The organism is Nostoc sp. C110, assembly GCF_043099725.1.
GTDB classification, from domain to species: domain Bacteria; phylum Cyanobacteriota; class Cyanobacteriia; order Cyanobacteriales; family Nostocaceae; genus Nostoc; species Nostoc muscorum_A.
Map to the genome: position 1 here is coordinate 14828 of NZ_CP171142.1, position 18514 is coordinate 33341.

Sequence of the window (18514 nt, forward strand, 5' to 3'; positions counted from 1 at the left end):
TACCAGTATATTGCCTGTTTCAACCAATCGCTTGTTGGTTCAACTGTATAGTTGTTTCGAGCGTCACAAAGAAAAAGGGAATTGTTGGGTCACGAATCAACTACAGGTAATCCTGCCAGGGCCATTGCCACTTCTTCTGCACTATATTCAGTATCAACAAGCCGTCCAGCTTGATAATCGATATAAGCTTGCATATCAAAATGTCCATGACCGCAAAGATTAAACAGGATAGTTTTGCTTCTTCCTTCTTGTTTGCAGAGCAGAGCTTCGTCAATTGTTGCTTTGACAGCATGATTAGCTTCTGGTGCTGGCAAGATTCCTTCAGAAGTCGCAAAAGTTAATCCAGCAGCAAAGCAAGCGAGTTGGTATTCAGCACGTGATTCAACTAATCCCAAATTCACAATGTGGCTAACAAGGGGAGCCATACCGTGATAGCGCAAGCCTCCAGCATGAATTCCTTCGGGAACAAAACTACTACCTAAAGTATGCATTTTGGTAAGTGGGGTTAAGTGGGCAGTATCACCAAAATCGTAAGCATATTTTCCACGAGTCAATGATGGACAAGCAGCAGGCTCAACAGCTATTACTTGTATATCTCGTTCTCCTCGCAGTTTAGCACCGAGAAATGGGAAGGCAATTCCGGCAAAGTTGCTACCGCCACCAGTGCAGCCAATAACAATATCAGGATAATCTCCTGCCATTTCTAATTGAGTCAATGCTTCTTGACCAATCACGGTTTGATGTAGCAGTACATGATTGAGAACACTACCTAAAGCATACTTAGTTTGTTCATCAGCAGCAGCTACTTCTACAGCTTCACTAATAGCAATCCCTAAACTGCCATTACTATTGGGATTTTGTGCAAGAATTTTACGTCCGGCTTGGGTTTGAGTGCTTGGGCTAGCAACGACCCTCGCGCCGTAGGTTTCCATTAAAGCTCGGCGGTAAGGCTTTTGCTGGTAGCTAACCTTTACCATATAAACTAAGACTTCTAAACCGAATAGCGCACCGGCAAAAGCTAGAGATGATCCCCACTGTCCGGCTCCCGTTTCAGTAGTTAGCTTTTTGACTCCAGCTTGTTTATTGTAGTATGCTTGGGCGACCGCAGTATTGGGTTTGTGGCTTCCAGAGGGGCTAACACCCTCATATTTGTAGTAAATTTTGGCAGGTGTATCTAAAGCTTGTTCTAAACGACGGGCACGATAAAGAGGAGTTGGTCGCCACTGGCAATAAATAGAGCGCACTGCATCTGGTATTTCAATCCATCTTTGTTGGCTAACTTCTTGCTCAATCAGTGCCAATGGAAACAAAGGTAATAATTCATCTGGTGTAATTGGCTTACCAGTACCAGGATTTAAAACTGGTGGTAAGGCTTGTGGCAAGTCAGCTTGGATGTTGTACCAAGCTTTTGGCATTTGGTTTTCAGTGAGAACGTATTTAATCGTGTCCATATAATTAGGTTATGCACAACAGTAAAATTGTACATTTACGATTCTCCAAGAAAAAAGTTAACTTTTATTGTTCTTCAAGAGGTTAGTTATGACAAAAGAATACATGGAGTCTTTAGAGGCAATTGTTGATCAATTAACATTAGCCGCAGTTCTAGAAATGTTAGAACGAATCAGTCATAAAAAAGCAGAAAATCTCAGAAATCATTGGAAAGATGAGGCTTCTGCAAAGCTTTGGGATAAAGCTGCTAGACAGATAGAACAGATAAATATTGATATTTAATTAAATTTTTGGTTTGATTGCAAAGCTTTGCCCTAGCCTTACAGCCCTTCTCAATACAAGAGGCACTGTTCACATTCGGGCATTCTCTGGCAGGCGTTGGTGCAGCTATCGCTGTATTAAATAGAAGTTTTCCTGCACTAATCTATACTTTGATTAACGTGTCATTCAAATTCCTATGAGTTGCGAACATTTAGACAATCTGACTACGGAAACTCTGATTTCTAAAGCAAACTACCCAGTATTTCGTTGTGAAGAGTGTATCCTAATAAACAGTCGCTGGGTGCATCTCCGTATTTGTCAAAGTTGCGGCAAGATGCTGTGCTGTGATTCTTCTGTTCATCAACATGCCCGACGGCATTACGAGGAAACTGGACATTCAGTAATTAGCTCGGCTGAGTTAGGAGAACAGTGGTTATGGTGTTTTTTGGATGAGCAGGCAAAAAACTACTAAAGTGAGGTAAACGCTCTTTACTGCCCTATAAGGGTGATTTCTATTTTCCCAACGCCTCAGCCAATTGCCCTTTTAGGGAGAAAGCTTTGACTTGTCGCTCAAAACCAGTATCATCTGAAATTTTATGCGAAGAATTATTATTGGAGTTATGGGGAGAGGAGAAAATGCGACAGCAAATGATTTACAAGATGCTTATATATTAGGTCAAGAAATTGCTAAACAAGGATGGGTTTTACTCACTGGTGGTAGAAATGTAGGGGTAATGGATGCAGTAAGTAAAGGTGCAAAATCTGCTGATGGTTTAACTATTGGTATTCTTCCAGGTGAAAATCAGGATGGTATGTCCTCTTGGGTGGATATTGCTATTTTCACAGACATGGGTAATTCTAGGAACAATATTAACGTTCTTACCAGTGATGTGGTAATTGCTTGCGGGATGGGTGCAGGAACCGCTTCAGAAATTGCTCTAGCTTTGAAAGCAAATAAGCAAGTAATTTTGTTGAATAATGATGAAGAAAGTAAACTTTTCTTTAAAAAACTGTCGCCAGAAAATGTTTATATTGTGGAGAGTGTGGAGCAGGCGATCGCTACTGCCAAAACAATTTTATCTTAGTTACGAATTAGTGAATCAGTAAAGTCTTCTCAAATTGGGAGGCTCTCGAATTGATTGGGTTTAAATCCCCATCTGTTGCGTTAGCTTCCCGATATTTAAATTATATTCCGGATCAGACTGAAGCAAGTGAGTGTATGTATAAAAAAGAGAACAACATTCCCAGATGATTAACCAAATTACCGCTTTAGAATCTTGTTGGCATATTTCTCCTGAGTGGGGTCAGACCATGCCTCCAGTAGCAGTAAGAATGTTAGAAAGAGTTTTGTTGCCAATCTCAGACTTGTCAGGCTACTGCTGTGGTGTTTTGTGGGAAAAACAGGAATGGATTTATGCAATTGTTTGCCAGAATGAAACTCTCTACTTAGCTGAACAAGAATTTCATCCAACAAATGTACTAGAAAAGTCCACTGTTTCCACTCCAGCTTTTGAATTGGGGGACATAGTTGAGGTTGATTTCGGTGAACAGCCGACACGCCGTATTATTCAAGGAATTTTTAGCCTCAAAGATAATTGGCTTTATGGGGTAGAGTGGCGCTCTCCAATTTTAGAAGAAGTGTCTGCCCAAAGCAGAACAATATGGCTTGCTGATGTTGATTTAGTCAATGTTAGTGTATGACAATTACTAAGTTGCGACAAAAGAGCAGCCCCAAGTTAACTAACAATTTGGGTTATTAATCTCAAGTTACTGGTTTTATTAGCTGTTTTTATTAGCTACTTTTAATTAGTTCTCTGGGCATCATAAGTATTATATAGTGATTATTACTACAGATGCTTCCGAAAATTCCCTTTGTTGCAATTAGCGTTCTGCTTGTAGCTCAAATGTCGTTACCCGTATTTGCCAACAATCTTACCGCTACAGTTGTAAGCGTAGGTGACGGTGACACCATACGGGTGAGAACTGGTAACAAAACTGTGACTGTCCGCCTCGCTTGCATTGATGCACCAGAGATGAAGCAAAACCCTTGGGGACAGCAATCATCAGCAAGACTTAAACAATTGCTGCCAGTGGGACAAGGAATTACCCTACGTGCTATTGAAACTGACAAATACAAGCGCTTGGTTGCAGAGGTGTTTGTCGAGAATCGCAGCGTCAACCTCAATATGGTGCAAGAGGGTCAGGCTGTAGTCTATCGTCAGTACCTCAAAGGCTGTCGGGAGTCTAAAGATAGCTTGTTGCAAGGTGAAAACACTGCCAAACAACAGCGTTTAGCATTTTGGAGCCAGGCTAATCCTGTAATGCCTTGGGACTTCCGCCACAGAGCTACCCAAAAGACAACTTCACAGGCGATTCAACCGCAGCAACAGAATAACTGTGATCCTGCTTACCCAGATTTTTGCCTGACAAAGAATTCACCAGACTTAGATTGCCGAGATATTAGCCAACGAAGGTTTAAAGTACTGCCACCCGATCCTCATGGGTTTGACCGAGATGAAGATGGGATTGGATGTGAACGGTAGATGTGATTTTAAAAAGATTTTGGACAGCCTTTGTCAGCAGAAGTCGGACAAATTGTAAGCTGAAATAACTAAAAAGAGTGTTAAGCGAAGAATAAAGCCATACGTTCATTTGGAAGAAGAAAATGCTTCAAAACGTGTCAATTATTAGAGACGATATGGGAATTCCTATATCGTTCCCAAGTGCTTGTAAATAATCTTTTGTAGACTTTAGCCTTATGTAGTCAGACAAAAGTTTACGGTTAGCTTTAGCCATCTGGATGGCATTAACATACCCCTTGGGTATCGCGTATTTGGCTATCTGCCCAGACTTGGGTATTTGGTTGATTTCTGAAACACATCAAAAGTGTGTCAGCATTATAATTGGCTTACTTTTTGTAAATGAGTTCTGCAAAGCGATCGCGTTGCTTCCTGGCTGGCGATCGTTTTTGCGTTATCACTACCTCAGTGTAATCAAAAAACTCCAAAAACACAAGTTGGTGTTGTAAATTAGAGGAGAGCTAAATGACGGAGGAGGTCTGCTTTGTGAAACTGTCCTATGTATCTCGTTTTACTTGGGATGAAGAAACAGCACAGCGATTGAGAAAACTACGGGGTAAAACTAGCCGAGATAAATTAGCGATTCAAGCTGGTCGCAGCAATACTTTTATCCAAAACCTTGAATGGGCAAACCCTGGAAATAGACCAGAATCAATTTCCAAAGAAGATGCGTTTGCTATTTGTAATGCGCTTGATGTACCTATTTGGAAGTTATTTCCAGCGTTAGTAATCAATCCTGAAAGTTTACAAGAAATATGCAAAACTCTATTGACATAATACAACACTGTGTTGTAGATTATATATACAAGAGAGGAATTGAGCGCGATGCCTCTGGGAGAAAGGAAGAAGCGCTCAAAACTCAAACCAATCAAATTGAATTAGCAACAAAACTATTAGAAACCAATAGCCGGCGGGATAAGTAGCCGCAGCCTAAAACTTGTAATGGCCAAGCCACCGCGAGATGATTCCGATGACCTACCACGTCTAAAAACTGGTTGTAAAAACTTCAATCTTTTCAGAATTAAGGCGATTATTACTCCTCAGTATGTAATCGCCTTTTCAATTGTTTCGACATGGCTGTGGCTGTACAGAGGGCACGATAAATCCAATATCTTCTCTACAGCTTTGTGCTGTCTGGTGTTTTTACATCAGTTAATACGCTTTACCATTGAACACTTTTATAGAACCCATTTGATATCTATACAGGAGGGCAATCGAATTTGGCTGAACTACGAGCTAAGTTACAAATTTTATAGATTGATCGTCAGGATTTTTTTCTTGCTTTTTTTGTCGCTCAACACGACTGTATTGTAGGGTAATGTATCCGTTCCTAGCGGAATTGGCAGCCTAAAACTGGGGCTTTTATGATCGAGTTCGCCTAAATCAATGCTTTTCTTTATATCGCCATCTGTTGCAAGATTTGCGGTAAGTTCGCCTTTATAATCTTCAATTAAAAAGTCTCTAAAGAAAACGACTTCCCCAGCATCAGGATCTATCCCAAGGATGACCGTACCGATGAAAGTTGCGCCTTTTCGTTCTTCATCAACCGTTGCCATTGTGATTTCCGAGGGGTCTTGACCCGACATTTGTGCCATAAACTTTTTTCTCTTGCGAATTCTCAACAATTGAAAATGATTTTACAAGATCGCTATGGGCGATCGCAAAACTCTCAGGACGTATTTCTGCATTGAGTTGATACAAGATACCATCTAAGATTTGTCGCTTTGTCCACTTTGGTGGTCTGGCTTGCTTTTTCTGCGGCAATAGTGGTTCAATGATTGCCCACTATGTGTCGCTTAAGCTGCTGGAGTACGGCATTTTTTTCTTATTTTACCCGTTCTTCCAAGATCCCAAATGGGTTCTATAAGGCTTCGCCAAATCTAGATTGAGAGTGTTGTGCAAGCCACAACAAACTGACTAATAAAAATAGGACGATCGCTCCGTCGGACAAACTGCGCGATCGCCTTTTTACCCATTTAAGAGGTATTTCTAATGATTACACAACTTTCAGCCCCTGCGCCAACAAAAGATCCGTTAACCACACGCGATCGCCAAATCATCGCAACCATCGTCAATCAGTCGGACTACTCAAAAGAGTGCAAGCCCGAAGATGTAGTGACTATCTGGATAAACTCGGATGATATTGTGTGGGTAAAAATGACCCACGGTTATGCTCGATATCACAAAGAGTGTTTCAAACGTGCAGTAGCAGAAGTTAAAGCGAGTCTTTCTACTCCAGTGGAGTGCAATCACCAGGAAGATGAGGAATTAAAACAAGCTTCTGAGAAAATAGGCTTGTTGGGTAATTGTGATTGGTTATCGTTGAGCATCCAGTACTATCCTGACAAGGTAATTGGTCACGCTGGTTGCTACACTTCGCAGAAGCCTCAACTATTAACCCCCCTTGCTGAATGGGATTTTACACTGCCGAAGTGGAATATGCCTGCTGCCATCTGTCCAGACTGCGAAGGTCATGGGTGCGGTAACTGCTCGTATCGCGGGACTCGTGCAGAAGACTTGTGCGAACCAGTGGACGGCTATCGACTGACCTATGTAGGACACACTGACCTCCAGACGGCTCACAATGTATATCTAGATGGTGAGTTCTTGGGCATACTCTTCAAGGTCAGAAACGCTGATGAAGTCTGGGAAAACGACCCCAAGACATACTTACTGGCGCTGTGGCGATGGCATGAAGTATTGGAGCGTAAAAGAGGCTGTAGAGGTGCTATCCAGGGCAACTGCTCCGATTGAACTACCGCAAGTTTGTCGGGAGTTGGTAGCGGCGTAAGTGAAATGGTGGGTATTAAAACCCACCATGCAACCATAACCAATCTTTGTAAAATAAAATACAGTTCGTCTTTAAAACATGAGTAGCAAGCCTTACGATCAGTTTTCTAAGGAATTATTAGAGGAGTTGTTGTCTCCTTTAGGTAGAGTAGAAGTTAACAAACAAGTAACTGATGAAACCAGATTTGTTGACGTTTTGTTTACAAGCACACCAACTGCCCAAGTTCAAAATCTTGGATTATTGGGCAGAATCGCTGTGTTAAATACGGCACTTTTGGAACCATTCCGCAATCAACCAAGTAGATCAGAGGTACGTAACTGTTTTCTGAAACTGTTCACCGTGATTGCAGACTCACAACGTAAAGCCAAGCGAGAGAAAACCAGTTTACCAGAAGATAGTTTAGCGCGTTTGTGGATTATATCGCCTAGCGCTTCAGCCTCTCTGTTGGAGGATTTAGAGGTTAAACTAGATTTAGAAAAGTGGAGCAGGGGAGTTTACTTTTTCCAGAAATGTTTTAGGGCAGCACTAGTAGCGGTTAACGAGCTACCAGTAACAGAAGAAACATTATGGCTAAGGATTTTGGGTAGAGGCGAAACGCAACGTACTGCCATTGATGAATTGCTGGCATTACCTGAAAGCAACCAATTAAGACAAAATACTCTCAAACTGATTACTAATTTGCGGGTAATTATAGTTCAACAGCAAGAAACTTTAACAGAAGATGAGCAGGAATTAATCATGAATTTGTCGCAAGCTTACCAGCAGTGGGAAGAAACTACTAAACAGCAAGGAGTGCAACAAGAACGCCGTCAAGTTGTAGAAAACTTGTTAAGATTCAGATTTGGTTCTGTGGATGAAGAACTCTCAAGAGTAGTCGAGAGTTTATTGCAGTTAACACCAGAAGAATTTACTCCCCTATGCCTTGAATTATCTCGTGAAGATTTGCTAGCAAGATTTAATTCACATCAATAATCTGTACAGGGCAAATAATGAGTAATAAAAAGCGCTTTTGTGAAATCAAGAGCGCTATTTTATTGGCTCTACGCTTCACATATCACAATTAAACGGCTACGCCAATGCAAAAGTGAAAATGCTTTTGGTACAAACAAATGAACCCTCAAGAAAATGCTGAACTACTTGCTGCTTTGATGCGCCAGGAAGAATTGCTCAAGCAGTTAGTTGCAGCAATCAATAAGCCGAAATTAGGATTGCACAGTGAAGCTGGCAATTGCAAGATATATTGTAATCGCCAGCACGGAGGGCTATGGTACACACTAAATGGTGAACCGAGTGATGTCCCTCAAACTGCCTTAACTGGATATCTTAAAGAACTACGGTTTGAGAATACAGAACGCCGCAAGAAAGAAACCTGCAAGTTGCTAATAACTATGCAAGCAGACCGGACGTATATCTTAGAATCAGGCTACGATACCCATTTTTCAAAGTGCATACTTGCGGCGATCGCAACTTTGACCCCACAACAATTATATTCTCCCATCACACTACAGCCGCACCCTGGGACGACAGATGAAAACGTGTTGTTCTGTCGGATATGGGTAGAGTCGGAATTAGTGATGGCATCCTACAACGAGCAAAGCGACTGGCGCGAGATCAGCAAGCAGGCAATTGCTGTAACCAAAGCTGCGGCAGAAATGGTGTTCTAACTTGTTGTAAACAGGGCTTGGGCAACTGTAATTAGAAGTTGCTCAAACTTTGTCTACAGCTAATGAAGAAGGGCAATGGGAAAAGGGAAAGGGGTAAAGGTAAAAACCTTGCTTTTCTAAGGATGATTTAATTCATGAATCCCTTTCCCTTTCCCCTTTAACCTTTCCCCCTCTTTTTGCTGTCTACCTATTCACCAATCAAAAGAAATGACTACAACAATCGTTCACCCTAGTATCGAAAACTTGCAGCAGTTTTCTGACTCATTCGACATTGAGAAACTATTGCAATCTGAGGGAGTTTTGCCGTGGCTCCTAGCAAATGGCTGGAAGTACGACGATGAATCTTGTTTGATTGCAAATATTATTGATGAGTCTACAAGCCTTGATGAAGTTTGGGACTCCAAAGAGTTTGATTTTAATGCTCTGTCAGATGAATCAAAGGAAAAATTAAATCTGATTTTCGAGTATTTCTATCTGTAGTATTTGTCACTCTCAATCAGTAATTAACAAAAAAGTAACGAATTATGCATGAAAAACTCTACAGTCAGATTTAATCAGTCTGACTGTAGAGAAAAATCGATTCCACTAAAGATTATCACACGCTCTACTTGAATACTAATCAGATGGAAACAAATTTGATTAAAGTGTATGACGCGACACTGTTAAGTTCATCGAAAGTTTACCAAATCAACGGTACACTTTCCCGATATTTGGGAGATGAGGGGAGTATACAACATCCACAGTATCTATTTGTACCTCTGCCAAATCAAAGAAAAAAAGCCAGCTTTCGGCTAAATCGAAACAAACTTATGACTCGCTGTTATGAAGTCGAAGGCATGACTTATAACAAGCCTGTGGTACAGGATAATTCGCAGCAACTTCAGCTATTTTAAGCCATGTCAATACATAAACCACCAGTCATTAAAAGACATATTCGCCTGCAAAAAAGCTCTACAAAAGTAATCTATAGAGCTACTACAGACATTCGCTCTCTTGAGAAATCACCACAAAGAAAGCTTCGCTTAATCGAAGTGAAAAATAATGATTGAGGTCAATAATAATGGTACAAGCAATCGACAACCCTATTGCTACAAATTTCCTAACTGATGCAGTAGTCGAGCGCCACAATTTCTCACAATTAAATAAAACCCGTATTCGCTTCCGTATTCAGTTGAAAAAAAGTACAAAATCGGCTGCTCCTAAATGGGCAGATGTACTACAAGCTGAAGTTTCTGAAATTGAATCAGACCTTGTGAAAGTTACTAATTCCGAAGTCGGATTACGCGGAATCAAGGTATTTAAAAAGCTCGATGAAGCTGCCGCACAACTTCGTCAAGAAATCGCCTCAGTTCAAGAGTGGATGTCTGCTGATACTGGTGATTGGGTTTGTCCGATTGATTTAGCTCCCCTGGTATGGAATCAGCTAATTAATATCAGAGATAATATCGCCCCTGGTTTACGTAATCAATTGAAAGCTGATTACGAAGCGGGACTTCTTGATTATCAAGAGCGGATTGATCAGTTCCTCTCACTTAACACCTGGGAATTAGCACAGGATAAGCAAGAGTCAGTCAAAGCTAACTTGCTAAGAGCATTTCCGACTCTGACCGACCTTGAAGACTATTTACAAGTCGTTATTGGTCGCCCGGTGATTATCCCTGCCCTCTCTGAACAACTCAACCAGCAGCAAGCCGAGTGTTTAGACCAGATTACCAAATTCATCCAACAGTATGACCAAAATCTGGAACAGAGATTGAGGGAATCAGCGATCGCTGGTGGTGAACAACTTGCCGCCCAATTGCTTGAAGAATTAAGCGACTGGGAGCCAGGACGCAAGCCCGTACAGTTTAAAAAGAAGATGCAACGCCATCTGATGAAGGTTCAGGTACTACTAGCGAATGCTGACCCAGAGGCTGGCAGCAGCTTGGAAGCGATGATGACGCACTTGGACTCTATCGTTAACGATCCAGCGATTGAGTCGAAGAATCTGGGTTCAGATACGCGCAGTCAATTGCAGCAAAAGATGGAAGAAATTCGGATCAAGTTATTAGACGAACAGCGCAATCTCCAAGAGCTAGCAACTGGCGACGTGGGTTTATCGAAAGCTACAGTCAGCGCGTTTAAGTTCCGGTAAAAAACAGTCTTGGGCGAGGGTGAATTCGCTCAAGACTAAGTACCTTAAACGAAAAATGCAGCATATACATCTCAAAAAGAGTACCGCACTTCTTTCTACTATAGGAACAAAATTCTCATGTCACATTTCTCAACAGTTAAAACCAAGCTTGCTAACCGTGAATGTCTAATACAAGCTTTACAAGACTTGAAACTGAATCCGCAAGTACATGAAACAGCACAATCACTAAAAGGATACTACGGTGGCTCTCAAGGTCAAACTGCTGAAATTATCGTATCTGGTCGCACCATAAAAGCCCGTGCAGACATCGGGTTCAAATGGAATCAGTCAAGCGGCGTGTACGAGGTAATACACGATAGTTATGAAACAGTTCCTAAGTTGGGACAAGACTTTTTCAGTAATAAACTAATGCTGGCTTATGGTAAGCATTTGGTTCGTGTCAAAGCTGCCGAGTTACAAGAAAAATTTGGTGAATGTGCGATCGCTGAATCAACTAACGGAAGTGTGCAAACTCTACGGCTGACTTTTGCTGGACATCAAGAAGTTCAACAATTTGCACGGAGATAAATATGGAACGTTCAATACTGATTCATTTCGACAGCGCTACAGGTGAAGTTCGCGTGGAAGCGGAGGGGTTCAAAGATTTGAGTTGTTTATCGGCTACACAACCGTTTGAGGAGGCACTTGGGGTTGTAGGCGATCGCGTTTTCAAAGAAGAATCAGCACCACAGCTTCGCACTACGAATAGTAGTCAAATACGCCTGCGTCAGTAATCAGTCATCAGTTACCAGTTTTAACTCGGCTGGTAACTGCTGATCATAAAGGCTTCGCCATTTCACAAATGAAGTAGTTGAAATAATTGACATGAAACTCTCAAATCTGCTCTCCACGCTCGATTCACAAATCCCGATCGCCGCAGTTGATGTCCTGTCCCCCGATGAGGCAACTATCATTCAGTGGTTGACAACCGAAGCTCAACAAAAACTCGACAGTCCAGTTTTCTTCTGGAATCTGGGAGTATCAACCTTAGAACAATGTTTAATTGCAGCAGATGGGGGATTGGTGTTTAAGCCAGTTACGGAGTACAAGAAACCACCACACGCTGACCCTCTGTTATATGTGTTTGATTACATTGCTAACTTTAGCGGAAATGGTGTATTTATCCTCGGAGATATTCACCCCTTCATTGCTAAGAACTCACCCCAATTGAGTTGGGAGATTTTAAGCAAGGTAAAAAACCTTTACCACAGGTTAAAACCCACAGATAAACGCATTGTCTTGTTGGGTCAGAATATACAATTACACGAATCACTAGTCAGATTGATTCCTTATTGTGAAGTTCCTTTACCTAGTATTTACCAAATACTACTTCATCTCAATTCTTATTTGCATGACCTACAACACTCAGCTATTGAACAGGAATTGACTTTCACTGTTACGCTAGAAAATGCTGAATTTGAAACTCTTTCTCGTGCAGCACTGGGATTAACCTTAGAAGAAATTAGTGATTTCCTTCGGTTAACAGTCAAAGAAAACTTAACTAATGATGGTGTCGTAGTTGACGCTGATTTCATCCCCAAAGCCGTCGAATACAAAACTCGGCTACTGTCTCAAATGGGTATCGAATTAGGAAAACCTGCAATAATCCCGTTTGGCGGTTTGGATCTTCTGCGCGAGTGGTTAATGAGGCGGCGGCGACTATTCACACAAGAGGCGCGAAGTCTCTCATTACCCCAACCAAAAGGTGTGTTGCTGGCTGGCCCACCCGGTACTGGAAAAACGTTATTGGCTAAAAACATTGCTAACATCCTTAATCTACCGCTACTCCAGCTAGATATTGCGTCTCTTCTTGGTTCTTTAGTTGGTGAATCAGAGGGCAATATCCGCCGCGCACTCAAGACCGCCGAAGCGATCGCACCCTGCATTTTATGGATAGACGAAATAGAAAAAGCCCTTTCTGGCAGTGGTGACACTAGTGGAGTCTCACAGAGGATTCTGGGTAATATCCTTACATTCATGTCCGAATCTCAGTGTGGCGTGTTTGTCGTAGCAACTTGCAATGACCCCTCTGCACTGCCAAGTGAGCTAAAGAGGAAGGGAAGATTTGACGAAAATTTCTTTGTTGATCTGCCCACTGAGCCAGAACGGGTACAGATTTTAGGGATTCACCTAGAGCGATTCGGTATTCAAGTACAGCTTGAATATCTCGAAGCGATCGCTGCCAACACTGCAAAGTTTTCAGGCGCAGAACTGGAAACCCTTGCTTCGGAAGCTGCACTGCTGGCATTCGATAAGGATAGACCGCAGCAGGTAACGCTTGCTGATCTGGAAACCTGTCGCCAAACCATTACCCCGCTTGCGATTCAGGACGCTGCGGCAGTTGAAAGAATGCAAACATGGGCATCCACCGCACGACGGGCTAGTAGTCCTGTGGTTGCAGCGAAAACTCAGTCTTTGCGTGCTGCTAAGTTTCGGAATATGAACTGATGAAAAAGCGATTGTCTCCTGATTCTATGGGGCGTAGGCGCAGCCCGCCGCAGGCATCGCTCTTTTAAGTTCGTAGCGATCGCGTTCAGTATATCTATCTCAGATAGGGCAATGCCCTGAAGTTAGGAAATTGACAGGGTAAGAAAGATGGAAATCTATTTAGTCTTTGTTGACGCAATTCAAAACAGCAATAAATTCTGGGCGGCCATTGTCGAAGATGGTAACTTAACAGTGCAGTGGGGCAGAGTCGGTTATCAAGCGCAAACCAAAGTTCACACATTAGGCAATCATCAGAGAGCCGTTAGCAAATTCAACAATCTAGTAGCCGAAAAGATGATGAAAGGCTACAGAAGAAGTCAGTCACAAATCGACAGTAATTGTGAAGTTTCTGAAATCAACAGAGCGATTGAATTACTAGAGATTATCCGTCCTTATGTAGAGCAGAGAAATTTTTCAGTTGCTTATATCAATGCCCTAAATCAATATCTGAAGATTGTCCCAACACCTTTAGGTATGCAAATTGAACCATACAGGGTATATCGCTCAGTAGAAGATGTTGATTATCAAATGGGATTACTCAATTCTCTGCTAGCGACACCTGCACCACTTGCTGCTGCGGTGGCTGTTGGTCATGCCCCTGAAGCAACAGCACAACCCAAGGTAGTCAGTCTCAAGACTATCAGCAAGAATTTCTGGCGACATTTATAAATCAGCTTGGCGGAAAATATTGTGAGAAAATTCCAGAATTCAACAAGGATAAAGCTATGGCAAAGATAATTGTTAGCTCTTGGGAGTCGGAGGGGTATGGGCGAATGGCACTAAGATAAGCGCAAACCCATGATTTAACTGGCTTTTGAGTGTGGGGAGTGTGGGAAGTGTGGGAAGTGTGGGAAGTGTGGGGAGAAAGAAAAAAAATTGAATAACTGCATATCAACAAATGCTGCATTGCCTCCCCATCCTCCCACACCTCCCACACTCTGCCCTGACGAAGTTTCAGCTTTTCTTAGTGCCATTCGGGTATGGGCACTCTACCCACAAGGAGCAGGAAATAGATTCTCAATACCAAAAAATAAGAGAAATATCTGACCAGCTAGGAAAGGTACAAGAAAACAAATCACAGGGCAAAGAAGAAAAGGAAGAGTAAATATTATGGGAGGTTTGCGTTATCACGACAAAAAAAGAATAAATTTTGTAATTAAAAAGGGAAATGCAGATGTATTTTATGAGCAGCTTAAATCTTTGAATAATTTTCTCTTACAGGAATGGGTAGAGGATGGTAATCTCAGTGAAAGTTTCAATGATTGTTCGGCAAAAATAGTGATTATTCTAGACAATGCTAGCTTTCATAAAAGAAAAGATATTTTAGCTCATATCAAAGAGGAAATGCCAAATATTATCCTGGAATTCCTACCACCTTATAGTCCAGATTATAATTTAATCGAATTGGTTTGGCATTCAGCAAAAGAATATATAGCTCATAGATTGTTTGAGTCAGTATCACAGCTAGAAGATTTGTTAAATAGATTGTTAAATGAAGGAGGCCTTATTATTAAATGGGAGCGCAAGATTAAAAATAAAGGCAATGCCGTTTATTAAATTTAGATGCGTAGCAGCTTATTCGTCAAAAAGCAAAGCGAGCCAGCATGGATGAAGAGTATATGCTGAAAGTTTTACAAGCTTCGATTCATCTACGCTCTAACTCATTTCAGGTATAAATTTTCTTGCGTTTACCCTGGTTGGTTCGTGAGTGCGCCATTATATTTGTTTGAAAAGTTTTTCGTTGGCAAAGCTACAGAGCATCTTTTAGGAGAAGGGGTATGTCCAGAACACTTAAACGATGACCGTTTGGGTCGCGTATTGGACAAATTATATGAGGCTGGACTATATTGAAAGACCTAAGGTTTCCGCACCACAGTGAAGTTTTGAGATGAATCAAAATTCCCAACGAGATAAAGAGGACTTTTCTTCCAATCAAGAGGGAGTTGAAGTCAAAAAGCAAGCAAACACTCAAATCGAAGATGGAGCGCACCACAAGAGTAAAGCGATCGCTGTTATAGGTATTGGTTGTCGCTTTCCAGGAGCCAATGACTACGAACAATTTTGGCTCAACCTAGAACAAGGAGTGAATAGCATCAGCGAAATTCCTCCCCAAAGGTGGGATGTCCAGAAGTATTATTCTCCCAATCCTCAAGAGCGAAATAAAACTATTAGTAAATGGTCTGGACTGATTGAGGCTTCAGACGAGTTTGATGCCCAGTTTTTTGGCATCTCCCCTCGTGAAGCTAAAATGACCGAACCGCAGCAGAGGTTGATGCTGGAATTGAGTTGGTCTTGTTTGGAAGACGCTGGGTATTCACCATCTCAACTGTCAGGAAGTCCCGTTGGTGTTTTTATTGGAGCTTGTAATTACGATTCAATCCTTTTTTTTAACCAGGATCAAGAAAACATCGAGGGACATCTTGGAACAGGAACTTGGACTTGCATGATTCCTAACCGAATTTCTTACTTCTTTGATTTTCGCGGTCCGAGTGTTCCTGTAGACACAGCTTGCTCCAGTTCACTAGTAGCGCTCCATCTGGCAATGAATGCTCTGAAAGAAAAGGAATGTGAAATAGCACTGGTGGGTGGAATTAGTGTTATGAATTTACCGCTAGGATACCTCCAAATGAGTCAACTAGGGATGTTGTCCCCAACAGGACAGTGCCACAGTTTTGACAGTCATGCAGATGGGTATGTTAGAGGGGAAGGAGCAGGGATAATTTTATTAAAACCTCTGGCAAAAGCTATTGAGGATAAAGATCATATTTATGGTGTGATTAAAGGGAGTGCTGTCAATCATGGTGGAAAAACACGAACTTTGACTTCTCCCAGTATTTATGCCCAAGCCCAAGTGGTGCGTACTGCCTATACCAAAGCCAATGTCGCCCCTAATACAGTATCCTATATTGAAGCTCATGGCACTGGTACTCCCTTAGGAGACCCAATTGAAATTAATGCCTTGAAAAGAGGATTCAAACAACTATATCAAGATTATAAACTGCCTAAATCTGAAAAACATTATTGTGGTGTAGGGACAGTTAAAACCAATATTGGACATTTGGAAGGAGCAGCAGGAATTGCTGGGGTGATCAAAGTCCTCTTAGCAATGAAGCAAAAAAAATTGCCCAAAATTCTAAATTTTCAGCAATTAAATCCACGTATTGACTTAGATAATAGCCCCTTTTATATAGTTTCTGAAACTCAAGAATGGCAGCAGTTAAAAACGTTAGATGGAGAAGTCATACCTCGGCGAGCTGGTGTAAGCTCTTTTGGGGTTGGGGGTGTGAATGCTCACGTGGTTCTTGAAGAAGCACCAGAACCAAAAACTCAGAAGATAGAATTTGAGCGTCCTTTACACATCTTGACTCTTTCGGCAAAAAATGAGGAGGCTTTGGGGGAACTGGTCAAAAAATATCAAGGATATTTGCAGTCACATCAAGAAGCATCAATAGCAAATATTTGCTTCACAGCTAATACAGGGCGTGCCCATTTTGAACAAAGATTAGCTGTAGTAGCTGAATCTAACGTTGAATTACAGAAACAACTGGAAATTTCCCTCAAAGTTAATCAGACAAATGGACTGGTGAGAGGACAAGCAAGAGGCGAAAGTCCAAAAGTAGGTTTTATCTTTACGGGTGAGAGTTCTCAGTATGTAAATATGGGTTGGCAACTATACCAAACTCAACCCCGGTTTCGTCAAACTTTGGAGAAATGCGACCAAATTCTGCAACCTTATTTAGAGAAACCCTTGTTGTCCGTGCTATATCCACAGTCAACAGCACTTGCAGAAAATTCCTCACTTGAAGAGCAAACCAGATACACTCAACCATCTCTGTTTGCAATAGAATATGCCTTAGCTCAGTTGTGGCAATCTTGGGGCATCAAACCAGAAGTGGTCATGGGTTATGGTGTCGGGGAATATGTGGCAGCAACCGTAGCAGGAATCCTCAGCCTAGAAGATGGACTGAAACTGATTGCCACTAAGGCAAGGTTAATGGAATCTATCTCAGGAGAGTTTGAAGCTGTAGCCAAAGAAATAACCTACAATCAGCCGCGAATCCCCCTAATTTCTTATGTCACCGGACAACAGGTAACAGACGAAATTGCTACTCCAGAATACTGGATGAACAATATCCGTCAACCTGTGTATTTTGGACAGAGTATGCAAACCCTGCATCAAGAAGGATATAAACTGTTCTTAGAAATCGGACTAAAGCCAATACTTCTGGACATGGGTCGTCAATGTCTGCCAGAAGAAGTGGGTATCTGCTTACCTTCATTACACCCTCTGCAAGAAGATTGGCAACAGATGCTCTCTAGTTTAGGGCAGTTGTATATGAAAGGGGTGAAGATTGATTGGTCAGCGTTTGACCAAGATTATTCCCGTCGCAAAGTAGCACTGCCAACTTATCCATTTCAAAGACAACGCTATTGGTTGGAAACATCTGAAAATGGGCATCAAAAAGATATCCGAGAAAATAGCTCAAATCGAATTGTTAACCTACTGAATCAATTTAATCTAGAAGGGCTAGTTCAAGATTTGAATCTCGCGGAAAAATTGACTGAAGAAGAGCAAAAATTGCTGCCTAAACTGCTAAAGATTTTAATTAATCAGCATTCAGATCAGCCTGAACCTTCAGAACAATGCTCAAGTATTTTACAACAACTCGAGAAAACTCCCCAGAGAGAACACCAGGAGCTAATAATACATTACTTGCAAGGTGTGATTGGTAAATTGTTAGGATTTCATGACTCCCAAAGCCCAGATTTGCAGTTAGGATTCTTTGATATGGGCATGAACTATTCGACGATGCTGGAACTCAGGAATATCTTAGAGACCAGTTTGGGTTGTTCTATTTCAGTGACAAGATTGTTTGAACATTTTAATATTCAACAGCTTGCTAAGTATTTAATAAATAAGATTCTTGTAGGGGAATTAGAGGAAAAATTTGAGATTGATAACTATGACAATCAAGAAACAGTTGTTGAGATTGAACTCAAAGTACTATGCGAGGATGCGATCGCGAATGCCATTAAAGAGGAACTAATCGCGACAGATATTCAAGACGAGCTGAAAGAAATTCAACTTCTACTTAACCAGAAAATATAA

Annotated in this window: 22 protein-coding genes and 2 pseudogenes; 20 read left to right on the forward strand and 4 right to left on the reverse strand. The window is 41.6% G+C overall.

Features of this window, described 5'->3' with window-relative positions; all coding sequences use genetic code 11:
• Positions 1-89 precede the first annotated feature (89 nt).
• A complete protein-coding gene (locus tag ACFFRD_RS03120) occupies positions 90-1451 on the reverse strand; it encodes a TrpB-like pyridoxal phosphate-dependent enzyme (RefSeq protein WP_179076343.1) in 1362 nt (453 codons plus the stop codon).
• An 88-nt stretch (positions 1452-1539) separates the two neighbouring features.
• On the opposite strand from ACFFRD_RS03120, the gene ACFFRD_RS03125 reads away from it, so the two are divergent.
• From ACFFRD_RS03125 to ACFFRD_RS03145, 5 genes are all read left to right on the forward strand, one after another.
• Positions 1540-1731 carry a hypothetical protein gene (locus ACFFRD_RS03125; RefSeq protein ID WP_104899669.1) on the forward strand — a complete coding sequence of 64 codons (192 nt, stop codon included), beginning with the start codon at positions 1540-1542 and terminating at the stop codon, positions 1729-1731.
• A gap of 175 nt (positions 1732-1906) precedes the next feature.
• The gene (locus ACFFRD_RS03130) at positions 1907-2182 is read left to right on the forward strand and encodes a UBP-type zinc finger domain-containing protein (protein WP_084227073.1); all 276 of its coding nucleotides are present in this window, start codon (positions 1907-1909) and stop codon (positions 2180-2182) included.
• 124 nt (positions 2183-2306) lie between these two features.
• The gene (locus ACFFRD_RS03135) at positions 2307-2795 is read left to right on the forward strand and encodes a TIGR00725 family protein (protein ID WP_392476601.1); all 489 of its coding nucleotides are present in this window, start codon (positions 2307-2309) and stop codon (positions 2793-2795) included.
• Positions 2796-2958: 163 nt separating this feature from the next.
• Positions 2959-3411, forward strand: coding sequence for a DUF1392 family protein (locus tag ACFFRD_RS03140; protein WP_392476602.1), 453 nt, complete (start codon positions 2959-2961; stop codon positions 3409-3411).
• Between the two features lie 152 nt (positions 3412-3563).
• Positions 3564-4253 (forward strand): thermonuclease family protein, encoded by a 690-nt coding sequence (locus tag ACFFRD_RS03145; RefSeq protein ID WP_392476604.1) that lies wholly within the window; start codon positions 3564-3566, stop codon positions 4251-4253.
• 127 nt (positions 4254-4380) lie between these two features.
• Here ACFFRD_RS03145 and ACFFRD_RS03150 read toward each other — a convergent pair whose 3' ends face one another.
• On the reverse strand, positions 4381-4506 hold the full coding sequence (locus tag ACFFRD_RS03150) for a hypothetical protein (protein ID WP_392476605.1): 126 nt from the start codon (positions 4504-4506) through the stop codon (positions 4381-4383).
• A gap of 4 nt (positions 4507-4510) precedes the next feature.
• Between ACFFRD_RS03150 and ACFFRD_RS03155 the strand changes: the two genes are divergently transcribed.
• Both ACFFRD_RS03155 and ACFFRD_RS03160 read left to right on the forward strand, forming a co-directional pair.
• Complete coding sequence (locus ACFFRD_RS03155) at positions 4511-4738, forward strand: hypothetical protein (protein WP_392476606.1); 228 nt, start codon at positions 4511-4513, stop codon at positions 4736-4738.
• Between the two features lie 37 nt (positions 4739-4775).
• Positions 4776-5066, forward strand: coding sequence for an XRE family transcriptional regulator (locus ACFFRD_RS03160; protein ID WP_229475544.1), 291 nt, complete (start codon positions 4776-4778; stop codon positions 5064-5066).
• A gap of 473 nt (positions 5067-5539) precedes the next feature.
• On the opposite strand, the gene ACFFRD_RS03165 is transcribed toward ACFFRD_RS03160, so the two are convergent.
• Entirely contained in the window at positions 5540-5845 is a 306-nt protein-coding gene (locus ACFFRD_RS03165; protein ID WP_392476608.1) for a hypothetical protein, read from the reverse strand.
• Positions 5832-6053, reverse strand: a complete 222-nt coding sequence (locus ACFFRD_RS03170) for a hypothetical protein (RefSeq protein ID WP_392476611.1) — start codon at positions 6051-6053, stop codon at positions 5832-5834. The genes ACFFRD_RS03165 and ACFFRD_RS03170 overlap by 14 nt, the downstream gene beginning before the upstream one ends.
• Positions 6054-6281: 228 nt before the next feature.
• On the opposite strand from ACFFRD_RS03170, the gene ACFFRD_RS03175 reads away from it, so the two are divergent.
• The 13 genes and pseudogenes from ACFFRD_RS03175 to ACFFRD_RS03235 all read left to right on the forward strand — a co-directional run bounded on the left by ACFFRD_RS03175 (position 6282) and on the right by ACFFRD_RS03235 (position 18514).
• Positions 6282-7043, forward strand: a complete 762-nt coding sequence (locus tag ACFFRD_RS03175) for a hypothetical protein (protein ID WP_392476612.1) — start codon at positions 6282-6284, stop codon at positions 7041-7043.
• Positions 7044-7158: 115 nt separating this feature from the next.
• Positions 7159-8052, forward strand: a complete 894-nt coding sequence (locus tag ACFFRD_RS03180; RefSeq protein WP_392476613.1) for a hypothetical protein — start codon at positions 7159-7161, stop codon at positions 8050-8052.
• A gap of 137 nt (positions 8053-8189) precedes the next feature.
• Positions 8190-8744 carry a hypothetical protein gene (locus tag ACFFRD_RS03185; RefSeq protein WP_392476615.1) on the forward strand — a complete coding sequence of 185 codons (555 nt, stop codon included), beginning with the start codon at positions 8190-8192 and terminating at the stop codon, positions 8742-8744.
• 207 nt (positions 8745-8951) lie between these two features.
• Positions 8952-9224 (forward strand): hypothetical protein, encoded by a 273-nt coding sequence (locus ACFFRD_RS03190; protein ID WP_392476617.1) that lies wholly within the window; start codon positions 8952-8954, stop codon positions 9222-9224.
• 143 nt (positions 9225-9367) lie between these two features.
• A complete protein-coding gene (locus ACFFRD_RS03195) occupies positions 9368-9637 on the forward strand; it encodes a hypothetical protein (protein ID WP_392476619.1) in 270 nt (89 codons plus the stop codon).
• Between the two features lie 167 nt (positions 9638-9804).
• Positions 9805-10878 (forward strand): hypothetical protein, encoded by a 1074-nt coding sequence (locus tag ACFFRD_RS03200; RefSeq protein WP_392476621.1) that lies wholly within the window; start codon positions 9805-9807, stop codon positions 10876-10878.
• A 117-nt stretch (positions 10879-10995) separates the two neighbouring features.
• A complete protein-coding gene (locus ACFFRD_RS03205) occupies positions 10996-11445 on the forward strand; it encodes a DUF1257 domain-containing protein (RefSeq protein WP_392476623.1) in 450 nt (149 codons plus the stop codon).
• A 2-nt stretch (positions 11446-11447) separates the two neighbouring features.
• Positions 11448-11651, forward strand: a complete 204-nt coding sequence (locus ACFFRD_RS03210) for a DUF2997 domain-containing protein (protein ID WP_322728785.1) — start codon at positions 11448-11450, stop codon at positions 11649-11651.
• 91 nt (positions 11652-11742) lie between these two features.
• On the forward strand, positions 11743-13365 hold the full coding sequence (locus tag ACFFRD_RS03215) for an AAA family ATPase (protein WP_392476625.1): 1623 nt from the start codon (positions 11743-11745) through the stop codon (positions 13363-13365).
• A 147-nt stretch (positions 13366-13512) separates the two neighbouring features.
• Positions 13513-14073: a WGR domain-containing protein gene (locus tag ACFFRD_RS03220; RefSeq protein WP_392476628.1), complete on the forward strand. Its 561-nt coding sequence runs from the start codon at positions 13513-13515 to the stop codon at positions 14071-14073.
• A gap of 384 nt (positions 14074-14457) precedes the next feature.
• Positions 14458-14961, forward strand: a pseudogene (locus ACFFRD_RS03225) (IS630 family transposase); the annotation flags it as partial.
• 147 nt (positions 14962-15108) lie between these two features.
• Positions 15109-15246, forward strand: a pseudogene (locus ACFFRD_RS03230) (DUF4277 domain-containing protein); the annotation flags it as partial.
• 46 nt (positions 15247-15292) lie between these two features.
• Positions 15293-18514 carry a beta-ketoacyl synthase N-terminal-like domain-containing protein gene (locus ACFFRD_RS03235; RefSeq protein ID WP_392476630.1) on the forward strand — a complete coding sequence of 1074 codons (3222 nt, stop codon included), beginning with the start codon at positions 15293-15295 and terminating at the stop codon, positions 18512-18514.

What these genes read in the sequence shown, in the direction of transcription:
- ACFFRD_RS03215 (WP_392476625.1), top strand. Translation starts at nt 11,743, where the DNA reads ATGAAACTCTCAAATCTGCTCTCCACGCTCGATTCACAAATCCCGATC.
- ACFFRD_RS03135 (WP_392476601.1), top strand. Translation starts at nt 2,307, where the DNA reads ATGCGAAGAATTATTATTGGAGTTATGGGGAGAGGAGAAAATGCGACA.
- ACFFRD_RS03235 (WP_392476630.1), top strand. Translation starts at nt 15,293, where the DNA reads ATGAATCAAAATTCCCAACGAGATAAAGAGGACTTTTCTTCCAATCAA.
- ACFFRD_RS03165 (WP_392476608.1), bottom strand. Translation starts at nt 5,845, where the DNA reads ATGGCAACGGTTGATGAAGAACGAAAAGGCGCAACTTTCATCGGTACG.
- ACFFRD_RS03210 (WP_322728785.1), top strand. Translation starts at nt 11,448, where the DNA reads ATGGAACGTTCAATACTGATTCATTTCGACAGCGCTACAGGTGAAGTT.
- ACFFRD_RS03205 (WP_392476623.1), top strand. Translation starts at nt 10,996, where the DNA reads ATGTCACATTTCTCAACAGTTAAAACCAAGCTTGCTAACCGTGAATGT.
- ACFFRD_RS03180 (WP_392476613.1), top strand. Translation starts at nt 7,159, where the DNA reads ATGAGTAGCAAGCCTTACGATCAGTTTTCTAAGGAATTATTAGAGGAG.
- ACFFRD_RS03155 (WP_392476606.1), top strand. Translation starts at nt 4,511, where the DNA reads ATGGCATTAACATACCCCTTGGGTATCGCGTATTTGGCTATCTGCCCA.
- ACFFRD_RS03220 (WP_392476628.1), top strand. Translation starts at nt 13,513, where the DNA reads ATGGAAATCTATTTAGTCTTTGTTGACGCAATTCAAAACAGCAATAAA.
- ACFFRD_RS03130 (WP_084227073.1), top strand. Translation starts at nt 1,907, where the DNA reads ATGAGTTGCGAACATTTAGACAATCTGACTACGGAAACTCTGATTTCT.
- ACFFRD_RS03145 (WP_392476604.1), top strand. Translation starts at nt 3,564, where the DNA reads ATGCTTCCGAAAATTCCCTTTGTTGCAATTAGCGTTCTGCTTGTAGCT.
- ACFFRD_RS03125 (WP_104899669.1), top strand. Translation starts at nt 1,540, where the DNA reads ATGACAAAAGAATACATGGAGTCTTTAGAGGCAATTGTTGATCAATTA.
- ACFFRD_RS03185 (WP_392476615.1), top strand. Translation starts at nt 8,190, where the DNA reads ATGAACCCTCAAGAAAATGCTGAACTACTTGCTGCTTTGATGCGCCAG.
- ACFFRD_RS03200 (WP_392476621.1), top strand. Translation starts at nt 9,805, where the DNA reads ATGGTACAAGCAATCGACAACCCTATTGCTACAAATTTCCTAACTGAT.
- ACFFRD_RS03150 (WP_392476605.1), bottom strand. Translation starts at nt 4,506, where the DNA reads ATGGCTAAAGCTAACCGTAAACTTTTGTCTGACTACATAAGGCTAAAG.
- ACFFRD_RS03140 (WP_392476602.1), top strand. Translation starts at nt 2,959, where the DNA reads ATGATTAACCAAATTACCGCTTTAGAATCTTGTTGGCATATTTCTCCT.
- ACFFRD_RS03190 (WP_392476617.1), top strand. Translation starts at nt 8,952, where the DNA reads ATGACTACAACAATCGTTCACCCTAGTATCGAAAACTTGCAGCAGTTT.
- ACFFRD_RS03120 (WP_179076343.1), bottom strand. Translation starts at nt 1,451, where the DNA reads ATGGACACGATTAAATACGTTCTCACTGAAAACCAAATGCCAAAAGCT.
- ACFFRD_RS03195 (WP_392476619.1), top strand. Translation starts at nt 9,368, where the DNA reads ATGGAAACAAATTTGATTAAAGTGTATGACGCGACACTGTTAAGTTCA.
- ACFFRD_RS03175 (WP_392476612.1), top strand. Translation starts at nt 6,282, where the DNA reads ATGATTACACAACTTTCAGCCCCTGCGCCAACAAAAGATCCGTTAACC.